14 protein-coding genes are annotated in these 19,978 nt (G+C 45.4%); 4 read left to right on the top strand and 10 right to left on the bottom strand.

The annotated features are described in order from the left end of the window. Positions 1-9 precede the first annotated feature (9 nt). The 3 genes from BLQ36_RS04185 to BLQ36_RS04175 are packed head-to-tail and all read right to left on the bottom strand — an operon-like array spanning position 10 to position 6,074. Positions 10-3,609 carry a hypothetical protein gene (locus BLQ36_RS04185; RefSeq protein ID WP_074514121.1) on the bottom strand — a complete coding sequence of 1,200 codons (3,600 nt, stop codon included), beginning with the start codon at positions 3,607-3,609 and terminating at the stop codon, positions 10-12. Next, complete coding sequence (locus BLQ36_RS04180; protein WP_074514120.1) at positions 3,610-4,512, bottom strand: DUF4007 family protein; 903 nt, start codon at positions 4,510-4,512, stop codon at positions 3,610-3,612. 29 nt (positions 4,513-4,541) lie between these two features. Beyond that, the gene (locus tag BLQ36_RS04175; protein ID WP_218970065.1) at positions 4,542-6,074 is read right to left on the bottom strand and encodes a phosphoadenosine phosphosulfate reductase family protein; all 1,533 of its coding nucleotides are present in this window, start codon (positions 6,072-6,074) and stop codon (positions 4,542-4,544) included. A 426-nt stretch (positions 6,075-6,500) separates the two neighbouring features. On the opposite strand from BLQ36_RS04175, the gene BLQ36_RS04170 reads away from it, so the two are divergent. Further along, positions 6,501-6,866, top strand: a complete 366-nt coding sequence (locus BLQ36_RS04170) for a helix-turn-helix domain-containing protein (RefSeq protein WP_074514118.1) — start codon at positions 6,501-6,503, stop codon at positions 6,864-6,866. 48 nt (positions 6,867-6,914) lie between these two features. On the opposite strand, the gene BLQ36_RS04165 is transcribed toward BLQ36_RS04170, so the two are convergent. The 7 genes from BLQ36_RS04165 to BLQ36_RS04135 form a co-directional block, all read right to left on the bottom strand. After that, a complete protein-coding gene (locus tag BLQ36_RS04165) occupies positions 6,915-9,341 on the bottom strand; it encodes a DEAD/DEAH box helicase family protein (RefSeq protein ID WP_074514117.1) in 2,427 nt (808 codons plus the stop codon). Continuing rightward, on the bottom strand, positions 9,311-9,916 hold the full coding sequence (locus BLQ36_RS04160; protein ID WP_074514116.1) for a class I SAM-dependent methyltransferase: 606 nt from the start codon (positions 9,914-9,916) through the stop codon (positions 9,311-9,313). Before BLQ36_RS04160 ends, BLQ36_RS04165 begins: the two co-directional genes overlap by 31 nt. 137 nt (positions 9,917-10,053) lie before the next feature. After that, positions 10,054-11,685, bottom strand: coding sequence for a nucleoside kinase (locus BLQ36_RS04155; protein ID WP_318260909.1), 1,632 nt, complete (start codon positions 11,683-11,685; stop codon positions 10,054-10,056). 93 nt (positions 11,686-11,778) lie between these two features. After that, on the bottom strand, positions 11,779-12,777 hold the full coding sequence (locus BLQ36_RS04150) for an inorganic phosphate transporter (RefSeq protein WP_033171083.1): 999 nt from the start codon (positions 12,775-12,777) through the stop codon (positions 11,779-11,781). Beyond that, the gene (locus BLQ36_RS04145; protein ID WP_033171082.1) at positions 12,770-13,396 is read right to left on the bottom strand and encodes a DUF47 domain-containing protein; all 627 of its coding nucleotides are present in this window, start codon (positions 13,394-13,396) and stop codon (positions 12,770-12,772) included. Before BLQ36_RS04145 ends, BLQ36_RS04150 begins: the two co-directional genes overlap by 8 nt. 186 nt (positions 13,397-13,582) lie before the next feature. Then, the gene (locus BLQ36_RS04140; protein ID WP_074514115.1) at positions 13,583-14,827 is read right to left on the bottom strand and encodes an aminotransferase class I/II-fold pyridoxal phosphate-dependent enzyme; all 1,245 of its coding nucleotides are present in this window, start codon (positions 14,825-14,827) and stop codon (positions 13,583-13,585) included. A 242-nt stretch (positions 14,828-15,069) separates the two neighbouring features. Next, on the bottom strand, positions 15,070-16,299 hold the full coding sequence (locus BLQ36_RS04135; RefSeq protein ID WP_033171080.1) for an aspartate kinase: 1,230 nt from the start codon (positions 16,297-16,299) through the stop codon (positions 15,070-15,072). Positions 16,300-16,670: 371 nt separating this feature from the next. Between BLQ36_RS04135 and uraA the strand changes: the two genes are divergently transcribed. The 3 genes from uraA to fba all read left to right on the top strand — a co-directional run bounded on the left by uraA (position 16,671) and on the right by fba (position 19,960). Next, positions 16,671-17,927: a uracil permease gene (gene uraA / locus BLQ36_RS04130; RefSeq protein WP_074514114.1), complete on the top strand. Its 1,257-nt coding sequence runs from the start codon at positions 16,671-16,673 to the stop codon at positions 17,925-17,927. Positions 17,928-17,937: 10 nt separating this feature from the next. Further along, complete coding sequence (locus BLQ36_RS04125; protein WP_074514113.1) at positions 17,938-18,816, top strand: RluA family pseudouridine synthase; 879 nt, start codon at positions 17,938-17,940, stop codon at positions 18,814-18,816. A gap of 151 nt (positions 18,817-18,967) precedes the next feature. Beyond that, on the top strand, positions 18,968-19,960 hold the full coding sequence (fba, locus tag BLQ36_RS04120) for a class II fructose-1,6-bisphosphate aldolase (protein WP_074514112.1): 993 nt from the start codon (positions 18,968-18,970) through the stop codon (positions 19,958-19,960). The last annotated feature ends 18 nt before the right edge of the window (positions 19,961-19,978 follow it).

Raw genomic sequence — 19,978 nt, 5'->3', positions numbered from 1 at the left:
TAATCTCCCTTAACAATACTCTTGTAAAAGCTCAGCTAAAACCTGACGTTTTTCTTGTTCGGTAATCGACTGTCCCATTGCTTCGATATTGGATAGCAAACTATTGCGAAGCAACTTAGCCCGTGGCGAACACTCCACTTTCGTAAATCTCTTCTTCGCTGCTTTTCCCTGAGCATTTTGAAACAAAAACTCGTAACCATCGAAATCATCATCTAGGGAAGCAGTGTCATCCTTGCTTGTCTCAGAATATTCCTCAACTGTCTTTTTGTACTCATGTATTTTCGCTTTGAATACATCAAACGTCGCATCGCTCCAGTCATTCAATCGCAGTCCTGTGGCTTCCCTCACGATATTCGTTAGCAGCAACGTATCATTTGTGCCATCCATACGACATATCTCTAAAAATCTTCCTGTACCATCTGCAAATATTTCCTCGAATACAGCTTGCGGCAAATTGTCACAGTAATCCAGCATAATAGACTTCAGTGATGCCCGTTTGGGTTGATTCTGCTGAAAAACCTGCCGGACTTCGCTCCCTACACTCTTTTCCAGATTTCCTATGGATTGATCATAAAAATCCTTACTGGCCCCTATTGCCTTACAGAGTTCCGGCGTGTTTTCCACTGCAAGATCAAAAATCTTAGGCAATTTGTCAAAAAGCAATTCACTGGCATTGTGTTCATCCTTTATTACCTTGCGAAAAGCTATCATCTCCGATACAATCTTAGTTCCATCGGGCAGGCATCGCATATCCCGGCTATATTTCGGCAACGAAACATACCATTTGAACATGCCTCTAGCCACATGCTCAAAAATATCCGCCGTACTTTCCGCTTTCGTGATAAAATCGGCAAAAATATGTTCTAACTCCTTAATATAACCTTCTTTTGCGCTTGACCAGTCAATTTTCTCTAAAAAGAACCGCTCAGGCTGGGCATTTATTTGCTGTAATACATCTGCTGTAATGTTGACAGGATCTCCCTGATCATAGATAAGAACATTTTTCTTATGGCCGTGTAAGGCTACTGCCAAATATATGGGAATAACACCACGCCTAAGACCAAAGGGGCCCTTTGGTGACATTAAAGCCTGGTACAATTCTGCAAAACTACGCCTTTTCTCATCACCAATCGAATCTTCCATAAAGTGATATATGGTTTCTAGTACCATATTCATACACTTATCACTAGTGTTTCGGTTAAAGTACCAGCCATCTTCATCTGCTACCAATATTTTTGTCCGCATAAGGGTACTACGCATGATGGATACATCCTGTCCCGTACCGGTCAATCCTAGATTTGGTTCCACTTCCGTGCGCAAAATAGCGGCTAAAACTTTGTAACAGCTATTAATAGCTGTAGTTGTCAATTCATTTTTATTGATAACTTCGTTGTTGATAACAGGGGTCAACCGATAAACATTGTTGCATATATTCGATAAAAGCCTAGACAATTGCGAACGACGATGAATCCGCTGTACTGCTCCTTTATGATAGTAAACAGCCGCTCCTCGTTCTGGTCTCGTATACGATTGAACAAAGGCACGCAGTACATCATAAAGATCACTATAAACCAAATCGTATTCACCATAGAGCACAGCATCCCCTATAGCTGCCTCCCGTAACGCTCCCACGGCATGAAGTTCTAATAGTTTGTCCTTAATATCTACATATTGCTTGCTTATTACAAAGATAAATCGATTATACTCAGCCGTGATTCTCGGGAGAATTTCCTGCATAACCGCAAGTTCTTCTTCTGACTCCGTCAATATAGCATAAACAACTCCATCCGCTGTAATATTTTCACTCTTTATCTCCCAATCCACACTGAGATCTACTTCACTAGCATGAATAAATTCAAATGCAAAGAAACGAGTCATTTCTCGTTCATCGTTATATCGCGCCGGATACATATAGCGGTCAAAATTGATCGTGTTCAAGATGTTTTTTATATCATAATTGGCGTTAGCTGCCATGTAATCCGCTATTTTTTTATAGATATCAACACCAGAAGATTGTTTCAAGCACAAATAACCATTGCTACGTTTAAGGTAAATAACGTATTCCTTGGCAATCAAATCCTTCAGCGCTCTATCAATATCCACAGTAGAGTATTCCTGTTGTAGTATACGCTCTATTTCTTCTTGTTTTGGCTTCAACAATTCGAACTGTTCAACCATGTAAATCAAAGCAAGAATTTTTATGATTTTTTCTTGCAGCAAATCACCAACGACTTTGTTTAATATATTTTTTGCCAAAACATAGATCGTATGAATTTCACCATTGTAGATGTCCTTCTCCAGTAGCGGCATAAAATAATCAAAGACGTAATCCGGTGTTAATAAACGGAATCCGTTAGTACCTTGTCGTAAAAAATCTACTAAGGTAAACCGACTATCTGCCGACAAGAAAGTAAATAAGGTACGCTCGTTTTGTGCAATTTTTTCTGCTAATCGTGGCAAAATAAACGTAGTTACTGGATGCAATGGATAACAAGACAATATGAAATTGACTTTTTCTTGTGCAGAAAACTCTTTTAGAATATCGTGCTTATCATACAATTTTTCTAATGCTTTAAATGCAATCGAATGTTCTTGCTGAAATATCTGCCATTTATCGCTATCCTTCTGTATAGCGGTACCAATTATGCCATAAGTTTGTTCGTAATCATCACTTAAATGAATATGTTTAAATCGCTCTGATACACCGCGCCAGCCATCTGTTTTTTGTTTTGGCAATTTATCAATATAATTCGCAATTTCCTTATGAGAAATCAGTAATATATGCAGTTGCTTTTCTCCACTGCGATTACACTTTTCAGCAAAATCCTGTAAGAGTTTTGTATCGCTAACAGAAGCACCTTGAATATTGGCTTCGAGGAATTTACTAAATTCATCATACACAACATAAATTCCCGTATAACCTTTGTTTTTAAGGCATTCTAATACACTTTCGTAAAGTTCAACTACATCGAAGCCAATAAAAGGGTTGAACACGCTGCCTGCAGTAAGTTGCGGATATAGTTGTTCAAAGTCCTGATACGCTACTATATCATAATTTTTCAACCGATTCAGAAAATCCGATACGGTTCCGTTAATCATGGAAACAAATCTTTTATAGGTGTCTGGAAATTCATTCTTCCATTTATGCACACAGCGAATAGCCGCCCGATAATTGGTATCTGGCATGATGTCTAACAAATTTTCATCCCGCAAAGTGTGCTCTAAAGCCGTCAAAAAAGCCTGAGGAATACTTGTACTGCTGCCAGAAATAATCACCGGAAGCAATTTATCAACAGAATTATAATAACGCTCAATTTCTTGAGCCAACTCTCTTCGTCCCTGCAATTTAGGCAGCAAATGCCGAAATTTCTTTCTATCTTTTTTTAAGAGCAACGACAACGTGGTCAGCACCATATGGGATTTTCCTCGCCCATAAGCACCAACAAGCACTCTAGCTCTTTCCGTCGAAGATATCTCTGTAGACTTCAGTACATCTTCCATAAAATCCAGAGCCGAATTAGTAGGGATGAAATTTTCTATTTTCTCATCATGGTATAAATCATAACCAAGATTTACCGAATATTGAAATCCCTCTGCAACTTTTATCATTTATTCATTCACCTTTTGTTCTTCCCAAATTTCTTTATAATACGCCTCGATGTTTTCTATAGCAGTATCCATCTTGAGTATCTTCACCACATCAAGACCTGCAGTGCGCACAATCTTCACAATTCCTTTATTTTCAATTCTACGCAAAATCGTTAACAATGTTACGATATCCAAATTAAAAGCTCGGCCTATACTGCCCTCATCATTCAAGAGCTTATCCAAACTGATTTCCATTTTGCCCTCATGCTTAGCCAAAATCATAGCCCAAGCAATTTGTGGCGGGATTTGGTCTGCTGCTACAATATTCTTCCGATAAATCTTATTTTCTCGATTTACATAATCAATCAAGCCCAATTCTCCTAATGGACAAGCAATATTATTTTCTGGCGAAATATATTTAGAACTTGTCTTATATCTCGGCAAATACGTGTTGATTATGCAATTAAAGTCATCCTGCAAAGATCGCTCTGCCACCGTGACACTATCACCTCCCATAACCAACCAAGCCTTAATATTATTGATGAAATCTTCCTTCGTAAACTCCTGAACTTTAAAATGATTGAAAAAATAGTACCATGCCGTTGCTTCGTCTTTATTATTTGCCATTTTATATTGTAAAAGTGCCAAAGTTCCCTGTTCTTCGATATAACGATCGTATTTATAAATAAGTTCCCCTAATTCTGTAAAAAACTGCACTCTTTTACCTGTTTTTTTCTCCTCAGTAATACCAGCCACTTGCATCCAATAACGCAGGGACTTCACCATATTTGAACCGATTCCAAAAACATCCATCGGTTTTTCGTCCTTACTGACAAACACCGCTGCATTTTGTTTCACATATTTCATACCCTTAGTGAGCCAGCCCTTACGAATAAAGAATGTCTCATGGCCCCGAAATTTCATTATCTATTTCTCCCTCTTAGCTAATTTGTTTATTTTGTGCGCAGATATTTATCCATCATACAGCCTCCGGCTAAGTACTTAGCGTTCATACACTTATAACAATGAACACATTTATCCGGATCGATATAATAGGAATCTCCCATTATAGAAATCGCACCTGTACGGCAAATCGATTCACATTTTAAGCAACGACGGCAAGCATTGAATTTCCGAATCTGATATCCGGCTAATCGCTGCAACTCCTCATGATCTTCCACATTCAAGGTCTTTACCTTGACGGCATATTCGTAACCATCTTGAGCAAAAGGTTGCAACGATAGTATAGGCACATTATTCTTCACATCTAAGATAATAGTTTCTTGTAATAATTTCCGCCCCAAATCCTTAGCTATCTTGCCAAAAGGTATGAACATATTGATAAGTTCATCGTCATATGGTCGGAATAGCTTGTATATTTTCGAATGTTCTTCGGCTGTACAATTAGTAAACTGAAGCTTTACTGTTTTAGCTGCCGCCAAGCCATTTCCGCCTTGACGCGCTTTCCATTTGCCGGAATCTACATACACTTCGGCATCACTCTTTCCTATTTTCTTAGCAAAATCAATCAAAAAGTTTCGCCACTTCGTTGACCGATCCGGCATATATATGCCAGACAAAAACTGTGCTCTGATATTGTTGTTCGGGCAACAATAACAACCTACACGATCATATCCCAAGCGATATGCATCGTTGAAATCAATCTTTTCCGACAGGATATACAACCAGACATCAATATCTTTCCAATTAAAAATAGGGGCGGCCACTGTCTGTTGCTGGATTTTCACCGATTCAGTATTCTGCTCAACTCGATTGTATTTACTGCGACTTACCGACTCATACTTGCGAATACCATAAAAGGTCAATATCTGTTGGTTTCGGTATAAATTGCTGATAATACGCGTGATAGGACCTGTCTTGAACATTGAACAACACCAACGCATCATCCGTGCCGGTGGTCCAATCTCCGCACACATATCCATAAAATCCTGTTCGCGATTCTCAGCTATTTGAAATATCGCCTGGGGATGCTCCTCCCTAAACCTTTTCGCATAGTCCAAGGTCGTGGGAAATTCCAACGTAGTATTGCCAAATATGTGTACTAGACTAGGGTTGCTTAACGCCTTGGTTACAATATCGGCTACCACGGTAGAGTCCTTTCCCCCGGAAAAGGATAGTACTATATTCTCTTGTGGATATCGACTTGCTTCTTTTCGAATAAACTCGTGAGCTTCTTCAATAATCGAAAACAAATGCTCACGATTAGCCTCCACAAACAAATCCATCTGGAATTGAAAAGCATCTTGATATTGCTCGATGTCGCTTTCCTGCAGCGCTTTTCGTATCTCTTGGGTATTTGACGCCGCATATATATCACTTGTTATAACGTTACTCTTCCCATCAATATAGTAACGGTTTTTGTTAGCCCATACTGCTGACCTTTGTAGACTATATATATCTTTTTCTAGCAACAGCTCCAACAATCTCCGTTCCTCAGGAAATACAGGTCGTAAATCCGTCGCCATGTAGCTCAACTTTTTATGACATAGCGGACAACCATCCTTATGGGAATCATTGACATATTTAATAACCGGTGTTTGACAATGCTTGCAATAGTAAATCTCTGTAGGGATATCCTCGATTGTCTTACTACCACAAACCGGGCATATTTTATCTAAAGTCTCAATCTTACAATTTTTGCACCACATGTATATAGAATTCCTCTCAGTTAACGGATTGCGTTAATTTGTTCTTATAAAAAGAGCCGTCTATCCTTACGATGACGGCTTCTTTACATTATCAAAGATTACCGCAATTGTAATCTTACAATCTTATTATATAACGAATATCGTTACTTCTCAACTAAGTATTTCCCTATATCCTCATTGTTGGTTAGTTATGTCAACTACGTGCACTTTTCCGTTATAATATTTTCAGAGGTGATAATAATCATGTTCATTGGTAGCAGAATCAAAGCACGGCGCAAGGAGCTTGGGCTGACACAAACAGAGCTAGGGCAACGTGTCCATAAGTCTTCTCAGGTTATTTCCAATTGGGAACGTGGCTATACCACAGGCATTGCTGCCGAAGATCTACAACAGTTAGCAACAGCCCTTGCAACTGACATTAACTTTTTCGTATTGAACGCCTATACTACCACCTCAAAGGCTATGAATACAGATCATATACACATGTCTAATATTCAAGAGACCGCCAACGACCGCCGTTTAGATTCTCTAATTGCAGAGTATCCACATTTAGATGAGAAATCCAAAGATATTATCGATGCCATCGTAGCCTTGTCGAAAAAAGAATAAAAAGCTTCATGCTGCTGACATATTTTGTCAACCAGCATGAAGCTTTTTTTAGTGCTCCTTGGCCAAGTAACGACGCCGATAGTAATCCAAGGCCCGATAATTTACAAGATCCTCAAATTCAGCTCGAACCACAGGATTTTTCAGATAAGGTTCCATTTCTGCACCAAAGACTAACGCCCACTCCCCCCTGCTATACAAGAACTCACTTTGTAAATACGTTATCGGCATTTTCTTTATTTTAGCTAGATGCCATTTATCCGAAAGCTTCTGATACTCCTGAAAACTTTCCACCTTCGGCAGATCTCGCCAATTACAATCACGTGCAAAAAACGCTTTCCACACCACCAATATATCAGAATACGAAATTTTCGACTTTAACTTTTGTTCCCCTTGCAAAGCCAGTAACACAGGCATCTTATAAACTTTTGTCATCGGTGTATTGGTTATTTCCAGCAAAAATTCCTCTGCCAACGTTCCTTGAAGTTCCTGTTCTTCGGGCCTAAGTTCACCTAATTCTTCCAGATAATGCCAATAATGCTTGAACGGGCTTTCCTGCGGATGCTTCAAGCATTGTTCATAGAGGGAAGCATCCATATGCTCGAATAGTTCCACTCGGGTCGGTCGTTTCCCCAACAACCTCTCTATTCGTGAAAACTCCTCCTTGATTATCGTCCGCAAGGATTGGCGTCCCTTTTCTACCTGTTCAAAAAGATCTAACAGCCGTAAATCAAAATCAATATAGCAGCTATCCGGAAACGGCGGTCGAACATCTTCGCCATAACTTCCACGCTTCTCCCCACAAAGTAGCCCCCTTACTACCCCCGCATTATGATAGTTGCCAATGAAATCTAGTACCGTCAGATACTCCTTGCTAGGGAAAAGCCGCAAACCACGCCCCAATTGCTGCATAAATACTGTTGGGGATTCGGTAGGACGCAAAAACATAACCATATCTAATGCCGGAATATCCACACCTTCATTGAACATATCCACAGCGAAGATTACCTGAAGCCCCCCAACATTCAGCAGTTCTATTGCTTTCGCACGTTCTTCTGTATACTTCCCTTCAGCATTGCTGTAAACTGCAGCTGCCCGGATTCCCTCTTTGACAAAAAATTTTGCCATAGCCTCTGCATGTTCACGACTAGCACAAAATCCTAAAGCCCGCTGCGAGTGGTATTTTTGATAATGCTTCAAGATATTCTTCATTCGCTGAATATTATCCAAATAGATGCAGTTTAAATCACTAGCAGCATAGCTTCCTGATACAGGCCGCAATGCTTTATAATCCGTGTCATCAAAAATCCCATAATAGCGAAATGGTACCAGCATCCCCCGATTTATCGCCGCAAACAAAGACAACTCAAAGGGAACATTGTAATCGCACAAAGCATATATACAGCGACCGTCCATCCTCTCTGTCGTTGCTGTCAACCCCAGCAAAAACTTCGGTCGGAAATAATGCAATATATTCTGATAAAGATTACTCACGGCATGATGAAATTCATCGACCACAATATAATCAAAATAATCCGCAGCAAAATAGCCGCCTTGTAGATATTTCATCTGTCCTAGCGTTTCCACCGAAGCAAACACTAGACTTTTATCCTGCTGCTTAATTTTACCTGTGAAAAAGCCATAATCATCACTGCCACGTACATTGCAAAACGCTAAAGCGGCCTGCTGTAGTATCTCTTCTCGATGAGCAATAAAAAGCACCTTTGCATAGGGCTTAGAATCAAAGGCTGCTAAATAGGTCTTTCCAATACCAGTAGCAGCATGGATAAGGGCTTTATCTGCCCCCTCATCCCTGGTCTTTTGCAAATAATATAATGCTTCAATTTGCGCACCACGGGGCTGACAGCTGCCTACATCATCCCCATCAATTACTGGCGAAAAATGCTGGGGTTTTCGCCAGTTCCTGGCATACTGACGCAACACTTCATCGTCTACCAATATCGATTGTCTGCGGTAAATATCTTGAAACGTTTGATAAAACGCATCATACTCCTGAGGCTTTTCCTGGCTGTTCAAACAATAATTCCATTCCACGGATTCTCCCAAAGCACTAGCCGATAAATTCGAGGAGCCAATGATAAGACAGCTATGGCTATTCAGATGGAAAAAATAGGCCTTAGGATGAAAACTCTTATCTACTCCCTTGTAAAAGCGCAATTCCACCTTATCACCTAAATAACTGCGCAATAAATAAAGCGCTTGCGGTTCCGTAAGGTTAAAGTCTGTACCAGTCAGCAGCGTTATCGAGACACCTTTTTTCACTGCCATTATTAACGCAGGCAAAAGCATTCGCACCCCAGACTCTCTCGTATAAGCCACCATGATCTCAATGCCTTTTGCCTTGGCGATCAATTTTTCTAACGCCGGGAAGAGCTGGCGCTTTGAATCACCAGTAAAAACTGTACTTATATCTTCCACTTTGTTCCTTACCGTTTTTTGCACAATATATTCAGCCATCGCTCATCCGACCGCCCTTCCCGTACATCCGTCGTTATCCAAAGCTTTAGAACTACCCAGGCGTCAAAGTCTTGCATCAACTCCTGCCATCGTGCTTCTGTCATATCCGTAAAATAGCGGCCATTGCGTATACCAGCAAAATCTCCATATTTAAAGGAAGCATAGAATATTCCATCGTTATGCAGGCTATTAGCCAATTTGGACAATACCAAGCGTAACTCATACCAAGGTAGATGCAATAAAGAAGCACATGCCCATACTCCATCGTAGGCATCTGTTTCCGAGAAATCTAAAAAAGATTGACACAATACCCCTTGTTGAATATATTTTTCAGCTAACAACGCCAATTGTTCCGCCCCATCAACAGCTTGAACCTGATACCCCTTAGACAAAAAATACCGACTATCACGCCCAGCACCACAACCAAAGTCTAAAATACTTCCTCCTATCGGAATATACTTTAAAAACTCCTGTTGCAAGCATTGAAAGTTTACCTGCTGCGTGTTTTGAGCAAAGCTTTGCGCATTATCGTTATAATATTGCAAGGTGATTTTCTGCTCCAATGACACCACCATCACTCCTTTCTTTCATTTTATTATTTCTCTTTATTTCATAGTTCTCATTTACCGTTATTTCAGCCCCAAAATACGTTAAAAAACGATGAAGCCATTTTAGCTTCATCGCTTTACCATCAAAAAACAAAATTCGTTATTCATTTAAAGAACACCGACTTACCGATGAATTCCCGCAACAAGGAATTGTTAGGGATTTCATCTTCAGCGGTGATATTGTCAAAGTAGGCACAAAAATCCAGTAGACGGCGGGCTTCGGCATATTCGGGGACTTCGGGGGATATCGTCTCTAGGAGCGGCTCGGCGTATTTCTTTAGCACGCCGAGTTCGTAGATGAGTGCCGAGTTGAACATCACGTCGGCCTCTTCCTGGTACGGAAAGATATTCTTTTCCTCCCCTGCCCGCACGTCGGGCCACTGCTTGAGCGTTTTGAGGGCATGGGCGCCCCGAGTCTGGTAATCCCGCACCAGGCGGCGCAAGAGCCGCGCATCGGTTGTGGGGATGCGGTTATGGGCATCGATATTGAGCTGGGTCAACGCGCTAATATAAATCTTGAATTTCTGGGTACGCGGGACTGCCTCACTGAGTTTTTCATTGAGGCCGTGAATTCCCTCGATGATGATAGGCTGATCCGGCGTTACTTTTAGCGGCGGCACCTTTGGCCATTCCCGGCACCCTGTCAAAAAGTTATAGTGTGGCAACTGAACTTCCCGGCCTGCCAGCAACTTCACCATATGGCGGTTGAATAACTCTGTATCAAGGGCCTCTAGGCACTCAAAGTCGTATTCTCCCCGTTCGTTGCGCGGGGTGTCCTTACGGGATAAGAAGTAGTCATCCAAGGAAATGGACACAGGTTCTAAGCCATTTACGCGAAGCTGGATGCGCAAGCGCTGGGCAAAGGATGTCTTGCCCGAAGAGGACGGCCCAGCAATCATCACGAGGCGGGCGCCGTCCCGGTGCTGGGTGATGTAATCGGCAATTTGAGCAATGCGCTTTTCCTGCAAAGCCTCTGACACGCGGATGACTTCGCCAATCTGTCCTTCCCGATTGGCCCGATTTAAATCCATCACGTAATTACAGTGGAGGATTTTGGCCCAGCTCTTGGACTCATACAGAATCTGGCTGAGCTTGGGCTGGGGAACCCGCTCACGGACCCTGCCCGCCGTTTCCTCATCCGGCAGGCGTAAAAGGACACCCGGCGGCTCAAAATCTAAAGCAAATCGCCCCAAATCGCCAGTTTCATACAGCATGGGACCATAGAGGTAATCGTAAAAATCCCCGCAGCGATAAAGGCTGACATTTTGCCGCTGCAGGGCGCCAATGAGCTCCGCCTTTTCAAATTGTTTGGATTGTCTAAAAAGCTTTACCGCGGCTTCACGGCTTAACACTTCTTTACGGATGGGATGGTTATCGGCCACAAGGGCCCGCATTTTCTGCTCAATCTGCTGCACTTTTCCTTTATCGCAGCCATGGCCCCCCGGATGCCGAATCTCGCAGAACAGCCCCTTATTGGCGGTAAACTGTGTAACGACCTCATCCTCCGGATAAAGCGCATGAACCGCCGTGATAAGCAGGAACAACACACTGCGCCGATAGATCTGCCAACCCGTCTTGCTGTCCAGCGGAATAAAGGTCACATCCCGCACACCACTTATATCATTTTGCAAATCATGTACTTCGCCATCGAGTTTAGCAGCCACAATCTTACTAGAATACTCCTGCTGCGCCTTCCCTGCTATTTCCCTCAGGGACATCCCCGGTAACACTTCCATGTCAATCCCTCCCATCCATCACTATAACAATTGCATAACAAAAAAAGCCCTAGTGTTACCCATATTGTAACACTAAGACTCGAATTCCGCTATTTATTTAAAAATCGCACAGACGGCCATATAGGCTACGGCACCCATAGCGGCCGTGCAGGGAATTGTCAGTACCCAGGCCATAACCATCTGCTGAGCAACACCCCAACGGACGGCATTGACGCGTTTAGCCGTACCAACGCCCATGATGGACCCCGATACGACGTGGGTCGTACTAACCGGCAGATGCAAAAGCGTCGCCGTGAAAATAACCGTGGAGGAGTTCAAATCTGCCGCAAATCCGGAGATTGGCTCCAGCTTGAAAATCTTGCCGCCGATGGTCTTGATTATGCGCCATCCGCCGACCGCAGTACCACATGCCATTGCAGTCGCTGCCAATACCTTTACATAGGTTGGAACCTCGAACGCATCGATATAGCCGCCCGAAAGCAATGCCAGGGTGATGATACCCATCGATTTCTGCGCATCATTGGAACCGTGGGAAAAAGCCATCATGGCCGCCGACAGCACCTGCATCTTCTTGAACCGGTGGTTGATTGACGAAGGACTGAATCGTCCAAATATCCGAAAGAGCAGCGTCATCACGATACAGCCGGATACGATACCCAAAATCGGTGAACCGATAAGCGACAGGATAATCTTGCCGATACCATAGAAATTTAGCCCATCGGTGCCAACCGATACCAACACCGCACCGATGATACCGCCCACCAGCGCATGGGAGGAACTGGATGGAACCGCGAAATACCAAGTGATGATATTCCAGAGCACCGCACCTACCAGCGCCGCCACGATGATGTGCTCATCGACATGCTGGGCCGATTTGACGATATCCGTACCAATCGTCTTCGCAACACCAGTACTGTACATTGCCCCCAAAAAGTTCAACACGGCCGCCATGATAATCGCATGACTCGGATGAAGTGCCCGCGTCGATACCGACGTGGCAATTGCGTTGGCCGTATCATGAAAACCATTGATGAAATCAAACAGCAATGCTAGGCCAATGACTGTAAAGATAAGCATCTGTACTTCATGCATATTTCATTACCACTCCCCGGATCATGTCAGACAACTTCTCACAGTGATCCAGCGTATCCTCGAGCTTCTCTAAAATATCTTTCCATTTGATGAGCTCGATTGGATCTTTCTCTTTATCGAAGAGGTAAGCGATCTCATGACGGTAAACGCGGTCGCCCTCGCTTTCAATCTGGGCGATCTTGTGCGTCGCATCCAGAATAGCAGCCTGATTCTTGCGAATGTCCTTGAGCAGAGAGAACGCTCGAATCGTCTGTTCCGTCGCTTCGATCAGCAGCTTCGTCATCGTGACAGCGCCGCTCATCGCCTTGCCGGTTCGATACATCACAATGCGCTGCAAGGTTCCCTGAAGGTAGTCCACGCCATCATCGAGACCATTTGCCAGTGCATAGATGTCCTCGCGGTCAATCGGCGTAATGAACGTCAAATTCAGTTTATCAATAATCTTGTCATTAACCTTATCGGCTTCGTGCTCCAAGTCATTGATTTCTTTTACCTTGTCAACCGCTTTGCTGTAATCCAGCATAACCTCGTCCATCATCAAAGCGCCCTGATAAAAATAATTGGCACTATCGACAAACAGGTCAAAGAACTCGCTGTCTTTCTTTTTGAATTTAAACATACTGTCCTGAGTCCTCCCCGAACGAAATATCACATACACAAGTCTAACTATATCATCATTTGACCTGTCATTCAACCAATAATTTCCAGTCGTTGCGGAAAAAAAGCCATTCCCTACATATATATAGGGAATGGCTTTTTCGAAAATATTTTATTTCGTTATCGAAAGCTTATGCAATAAGCAAAATCAACCCTCGACTGCCTTGAGTGCTTTGAGAACTTTGGCGGCGATGCCTTTCATCTTGGCTGCCGATACGGAGCAAGCAGCAATGCGGACGCCCATCTTAAGCGGTACGGCAAAAATCAGGTCATCGTGGAGCTTGTCGCAGACTGCCTGCGGGTCTTTAGCCGGCACGGAAAGGAAGAAACCGCCTTTATAGGGCAGGGCGTTGAGACCGCACTCTTTGGCTTCCTTCATGAACAGCATGCCGCGCTCCTGAATCATCTGATAGAAATCGTCACGCTCCTTTTCGAACTGCGTAAGCGTCTCTTTATCAGCGGAAATCTTTGCTAAGAGAGTCATAGCACCGCGGTTGATGTTGGACCAGGTAGCGCGGCTGGTGTACTTGTTGATTTCCTTGAATTCCGTGATGACTTCCTCGCTGGAGGAAACAGCCACGAGAGCGCCCGTGCGCTGGCCATAGGCCGTGTAGCCCTTCGACATGGAGAAGGCGAACATGACGAAGATGTTGGCCGGCAGGTTGCCGAACTTCTTCATGAACTTGCGCGTCTCATTCTTTTCGCCTGCGTAATCGATATAGGCAATATCGACAAGGATGCTCATCTTCTTGCCCTGAGCAGCATATTTTTTCGTGAGGGCAAGGACGTTATCCCAATCCTCTTCCGTTAGGCTAAAGCCCGTCGGATTGTGTGCCGGCGTGTTGATGATGACGAGCAGGCTGTCCTGCTCCTTCATGATTTCGTCAACTTTTGCCGTGTAGTCAGCAATGTTGAAGTTGTTGTTTTCATCGAACAGCGCATAGTTCGTAAGCTTACAGCCGCACTCGTTGCAAATGACGTTATAGGTACCCCAGAACCAGTCTGACGTCAGGACTTTATCGCCACGCTCGGCGTAGTTGGCTACCGCGTGATGGATAGCCCCCGTGCCGCCAGCGGTCGCGATAGCTGCCGTATAGCCCTCCGGCTTCTGATCGGCAAACGTGAGGTCAATAACGGCCTCGAGGTAATCCGGCAATCCCGGAATCGGCGCATAACGGACATAATCTTCAACCGAAAGGGAACGGAATACGCGCTCCATCGTCGGGATGCTGGCAAGTTTTCCTTCGTCGTCCATCATAACACCCATCGTTGCATTGGTAACTTTATCGGCACCATGCTTCTTGGCTGCCTCAGCACAGGCGGCACTTGCCCCAAAAATCGCATCCTTCAGTCTCTTGCTTGCAGCATGCGTTGCTGCCATACTCGTCGTCATAGGAAAGTTCCCCTTTCAATCATTTCACCATAAAGCTTTCGTCGCATCATACTGCCTGTTTTCGCAATAAGCAGTATAATTCGTACAAACACTATAATAACTGTTCTTGTCTGTCCTGTCTACCGATACAGGTGTATGTATACAATATTTTTGACCGGTCAATTTGACGAGTCAATCTGACGAGTCAATCTGACAGGTCAAAAAAAGACTCTGCCCCCGGATAGCAGGCAGAGTCTTTCCTCTTATTTGTTCGGGAAGAATTCGTCGTGAATTGCGTTGACTGCCTCTTTGAGCTGAGAGCCCTTTACCAAGCAGGAAATGCTGATTTCCGACGTGCTGATGATATCGATGTTGATTCCGACCTTGGACAGCGCGCCAAACATGCGCGAAGCAGTCCCCGGGTTGCCGAGCATACCAGCACCGACGATAGAGACTTTGGCCACATCTTCTTCGATGAGAACAGCGACCGCATTGAGTTTATCGGCCACACCATCGACGACCTTCTTAGCCTCAGCGAGATCGCTGGCAGCCACCGTAAATACCATATCGGTAACATTCTTTTCGATGTTGCGAATCGACTGGACAATCATGTCAACATCGATGTTGGCATCCGCCAGGGCCGAGAAGATTTCATGGGCAATGCCCGGCGTATTCGGAATCCCGAGTACCGCAATCTTGGCAACCTTCTCGTCGTGGGCAACGCCACGGATAACAAAATCTTTATCTTCCATCGTATAATCCTCCCTAATGATTGTGCCAGGCGTAGTCGTAAATGTCGAACGGACATGAATGGGAATATGGAAATACTCACCCATCTCAACAGAACGCGGCTGCATGACGCCAGCCCCCAGACGAGCCATCTCGAGCATCTCATGATAGGTGATTTCCTTCATCTTGCGAGCCCCTTTGACAATGCGCGGGTCAGCCGAATAAACGCCATCGACATCGGTGTAGATTTCGCAAGTATCCGCCTTCAAGGCACCAGCCAGTGCCACTGCCGACGTATCGGACCCACCGCGGCCCAGCGTCACCGGATTGCCAAACGCATCAGCCCCCTGGAAGCCCGCAACAACCACGATATTGCCCTTATCCAGTTCCTCGTGAACACGATCCGGCGTAATATCCACAATACGCCCTTTGGTATGAACCGAATTCGTCTTCATACCAGCCATCGGACCGGTCAGCGATACTGCCGGATGCCCCAGCGTCTTAAACGCCATTGCCAGCAGGGCAATCGACTGCTGTTCACCGGTAGTCAACAGCATATCCATCTCTCGCGTGTACTGATACGGGTTTTTGGTGATTCCTTCAGCCAGCGCAATGAGATCGTCTGTCGTATCGCCCATGGCAGATACAACCATGACAATTTTGTCACCGGGCTTTTTTTCGCCCAAGACTCTCTTGGCAACATTCAGGATTTTTTCCGTGGTAGCCACAGAACTGCCACCGAATTTCTTTACAATAAGTGCCATGATTCTCCCCCTAGTTTTAACGAGAAACGCTCTGCTCACCGCGGATTCAGCGGTAAGCCGCCCCATCGATACTGGCAGCGACATCTTCTTCCTCGTTATAAATCTTTTTAATCGAATCATATTATACAAGAAAAAAAATCATATGTCTACCGAAAAACGCAAATTTATGTAAAATTGTTCGTTCGCAAGAAACACAATCTGGTTTTTATGTTACAAAATCACCCTGTTTTGGTATTTTTCGTTCTCGAATTGCTAAAATATCATCAAGCCAATCCCGCTCAAACTTTCGCTAAAAAGTGGACATGCGTCCTATAATATGATAGATTGTTCTAGGCATAATTATAATAGTAGTTTTTGAAGGAGTGTTACACTTGCATAATCGTCCCATCGGCGTCAGCGAAAAGCTGCCGCTTCTTGAAACCATCCCCCTTTCGCTTCAACACCTTTTTGCCATGTTCGGCTCCACCGTATTGGTTCCGATTCTCTTTAAGGTAAATCCGGCCACGGTTCTCTTGTTTAACGGCATCGGCACGATTCTCTATCTGCTTCTCTGCAAAGGCCGTATCCCGGCTTATCTCGGCTCGAGCTTTGCGTTTCTCTCCCCGGTCTTTCTGGTTCTGGGGCAGTATAGCTACGAAGCAGCCCTTGGCGGTTTTATCGCCGTCGGTATTGTCTTCTGTCTGGTCGGCCTGATTGTCCGTACGGTCGGCACCAAATGGATTGACATCATCTTTCCGCCGGCAGCAATGGGTTCCATCGTCGCCGTCATCGGTCTCGAACTCATGCCAACCGCTGCCGGCATGGCAGGCCTCACCGGGGATAAGCCGGCGGACGGTACGACAATCTTCGTCTCGCTGGCCACGCTTGCCATCACGGTTTTCGCTTCGGTAGCCTTCCGCGGTTTTCTGGCTATCATTCCGATTCTCCTCGGCGTCATCGGCGGCTATATCCTGGCTGCCTTCTGCGGCATGGTGGATTGGAGCCTCGTGGAAAAAGCCCCCTGGTTTGCTCTGCCCACCTTTTACACGCCGGTTTTCAACTTTGATGCCATCTGCATCATTTTGCCGGCAGCCCTTGTCGTCATCGCCGAACATGTCGGTCATCTGATTGTCACGGGCAACATCGTGGGCTCAGACCTCACGAAGGACCCAGGTCTTGACCGGTCCATTCTCGGCAACGGCATTTCGACCATCATTTCTGGTTTCTTTGGCTCCACGCCAAACACCACCTACGGAGAAAACATCGGCGTCCTGGCTATTTCCAAAGTATTTTCCACCTGGGTCATCGGCGGTGCTGCAGTCTTTGCTATCGCCCTTTCCTGCCTCGGCAAGCTGGCGGCCATCATCCAAAGCATCCCGACGCCAGTAATGGGCGGTGTATCCATGCTGCTCTTCGGCGTCATTGCCGCGTCCGGTATCCGCGTACTGGCTGAGAGCAAGATTGATTACAACAAGCCCATCAATCTGATGCTCACGGCCATCGTACTCGGCCTCGGCGTCTCCACCGCCAGCATTACGATTGGCACGGTTACGCTCAAAGGCATGAGCCTTGCTACGGTCGTTGCCATCATCCTTTCGATAGCGTTCCGACTCATCGCTATGCTGCGCCACGAAAAATTCAACGATTGATAAAGGATTTATGACAAAACTTATCGTGACTTTGCCAAAAGCCCTGGAATCTATGCCTGCCAGGGCTTTTCTCACGCAAACACAAGGCATATCCAATACCATTTGGAAACGAATCAAACACTCGGGAACCTTCAAGGTCAACGGGCAGCTCGTAAACGCCGCCCGCACGGAACTAAAAAACGGCGATATCGTGACCTACGATATCCTCCGCCCCAGCAATATCATTCCCGAAAAGCTGCCCCTTGATATCCGCTATGAAGATGACTGGCTGCTGGTCGTCAACAAACCGGCCGGCCAGCTCGTTCATCCCACCACGCAGGAGCCACGAGGAACCTTGGGCAACGCTATTTTATTTCATTATAACGAGCAGGGCGAGTCTCACGCCTTCCATCCCGTTCACCGCCTTGACCGTGAGACTAGCGGGCTTGTGCTGATTGCCAAGCAGCCACAAATCCAGTTCAAACTATCACCCAAGGGAATCAAAGCCTTCCATCGCGAATACCTGGCAATCATCCCTGGCGAACTTACGCCGCCAGCTGGTACTATCGACGCGCCCATTGCCCGAGCCCTGCCGAGCATCATCCTGCGCCAAGTAGCTCCTGACGGCAAAGCAGCGCGGACCCACTATGATACCGTAAAGACTAATCACGAGCTTTCGCTCGTCCATCTCGTACTCGAGACGGGCCGCACGCATCAGATCCGTGTTCATCTTTCCCATCTGGGACATCCGCTGATTGGTGACGACCTCTACGGCGGCAGCAGGGATCTTATCTCTCGTCAGGCTCTCCATGCCTTTCGGCTGAGCTTCACCCATCCTATGACCGGAGAAGACATCGTGGTTACCGCACCTTTGCCATCGGATATGGGCCGGATTGTGTCGGATTTATGACCAGAGCCTAAGGCCTTACTATTGCTTTGTATCAGTTTAAAGGAATTTTCAAAAATTTGCTGTTGGAGTATACACCATAACTCTTTTCTATGATATAATGAGTCTAGTTCAAGTTCATTTCATGAACAAATTACTTAGGGGGTAATGAAAAATGCCATTAGTCGGTACTAAAGAAATGTTCAAGAAAGCTTACGAGGGCGGTTACGCTATCGGTGCTTTCAACGTCAACAACATGGAGATTGTACAGGGTATCACGGAAGCAGCTGCTGAGCTGAACTCCCCGGTTATCCTGCAGGCATCTGCCGGTGCTCGCAAATATGCCAAGGGCCCGTATCTCCGTCACCTCGTTGAGGCTGCTCTGGAAGTCAACGATATTCCGGTTGCTCTGCACCTCGACCATGGCGCTGATTTCGAAACTTGCAAAGCTTGCATCGATGACGGTTTCACGTCTGTAATGTTCGATGGTTCTCACTATGACTTCAAAGAGAACATCAAACGTACGCAGGAAGTTGTTGCTTACGCTCATGAGCATGGCGTTTGCGTTGAGGCTGAGCTCGGCAAACTTGCTGGTATCGAGGATGATGTAAAGGTTGCTGCTCACGAGGCAGCTTACACGCAGCCGGAAGAGGTTGAGGAATTCGTCAAAGAGACTGGCGTTGACTCCCTCGCAATTGCTATTGGTACGTCCCATGGCGCATTCAAATTCAAACCGGAGCAGTGCACGCGCAATGCTGATGGCGTTCTCGTACCGCCTGAGCTCCGTTTCGACATCCTGGCTGAAATCGAGAAGAAGATTCCGGAGTTCCCGATCGTTCTCCACGGTGCTTCTTCCGTTATTCCGAAATACGTCAAAATCATCAACGACAACGGCGGCAAACTCGATGATGCTGTTGGTATTCCTGAGGATCAGCTCCGCAAGGCTGCTAAATCCGCAGTTTGCAAAATCAACATCGACTCCGACCTGCGCCTGGCTCTTACGGCTGGTATCCGTGAGCACTTCATGGCTCATCCGGAGCACTTCGACCCGCGTCAGTATGTTGCTGATGGTCGCTCCTACATCAAAGAGCTCGTTGAGCACAAGATCAAAGAGGTTCTCGGTTCCGACGGCCGTGCACCGGAAATCCTTGCGCTCATCAACAAATAATTTGTTGCAAGCCGCTTA

It is taken from the genome of Selenomonas sp. WCT3 (assembly GCA_900100835.1).
GTDB classification, from domain to species: Bacteria; Bacillota; Negativicutes; order Selenomonadales; family Selenomonadaceae; genus Selenomonas_A; species Selenomonas_A ruminantium_E.
The sequence above is the reverse complement of the archived record's forward strand: the minus strand, read 5'-3'. Positions and strand labels throughout refer to the sequence as shown.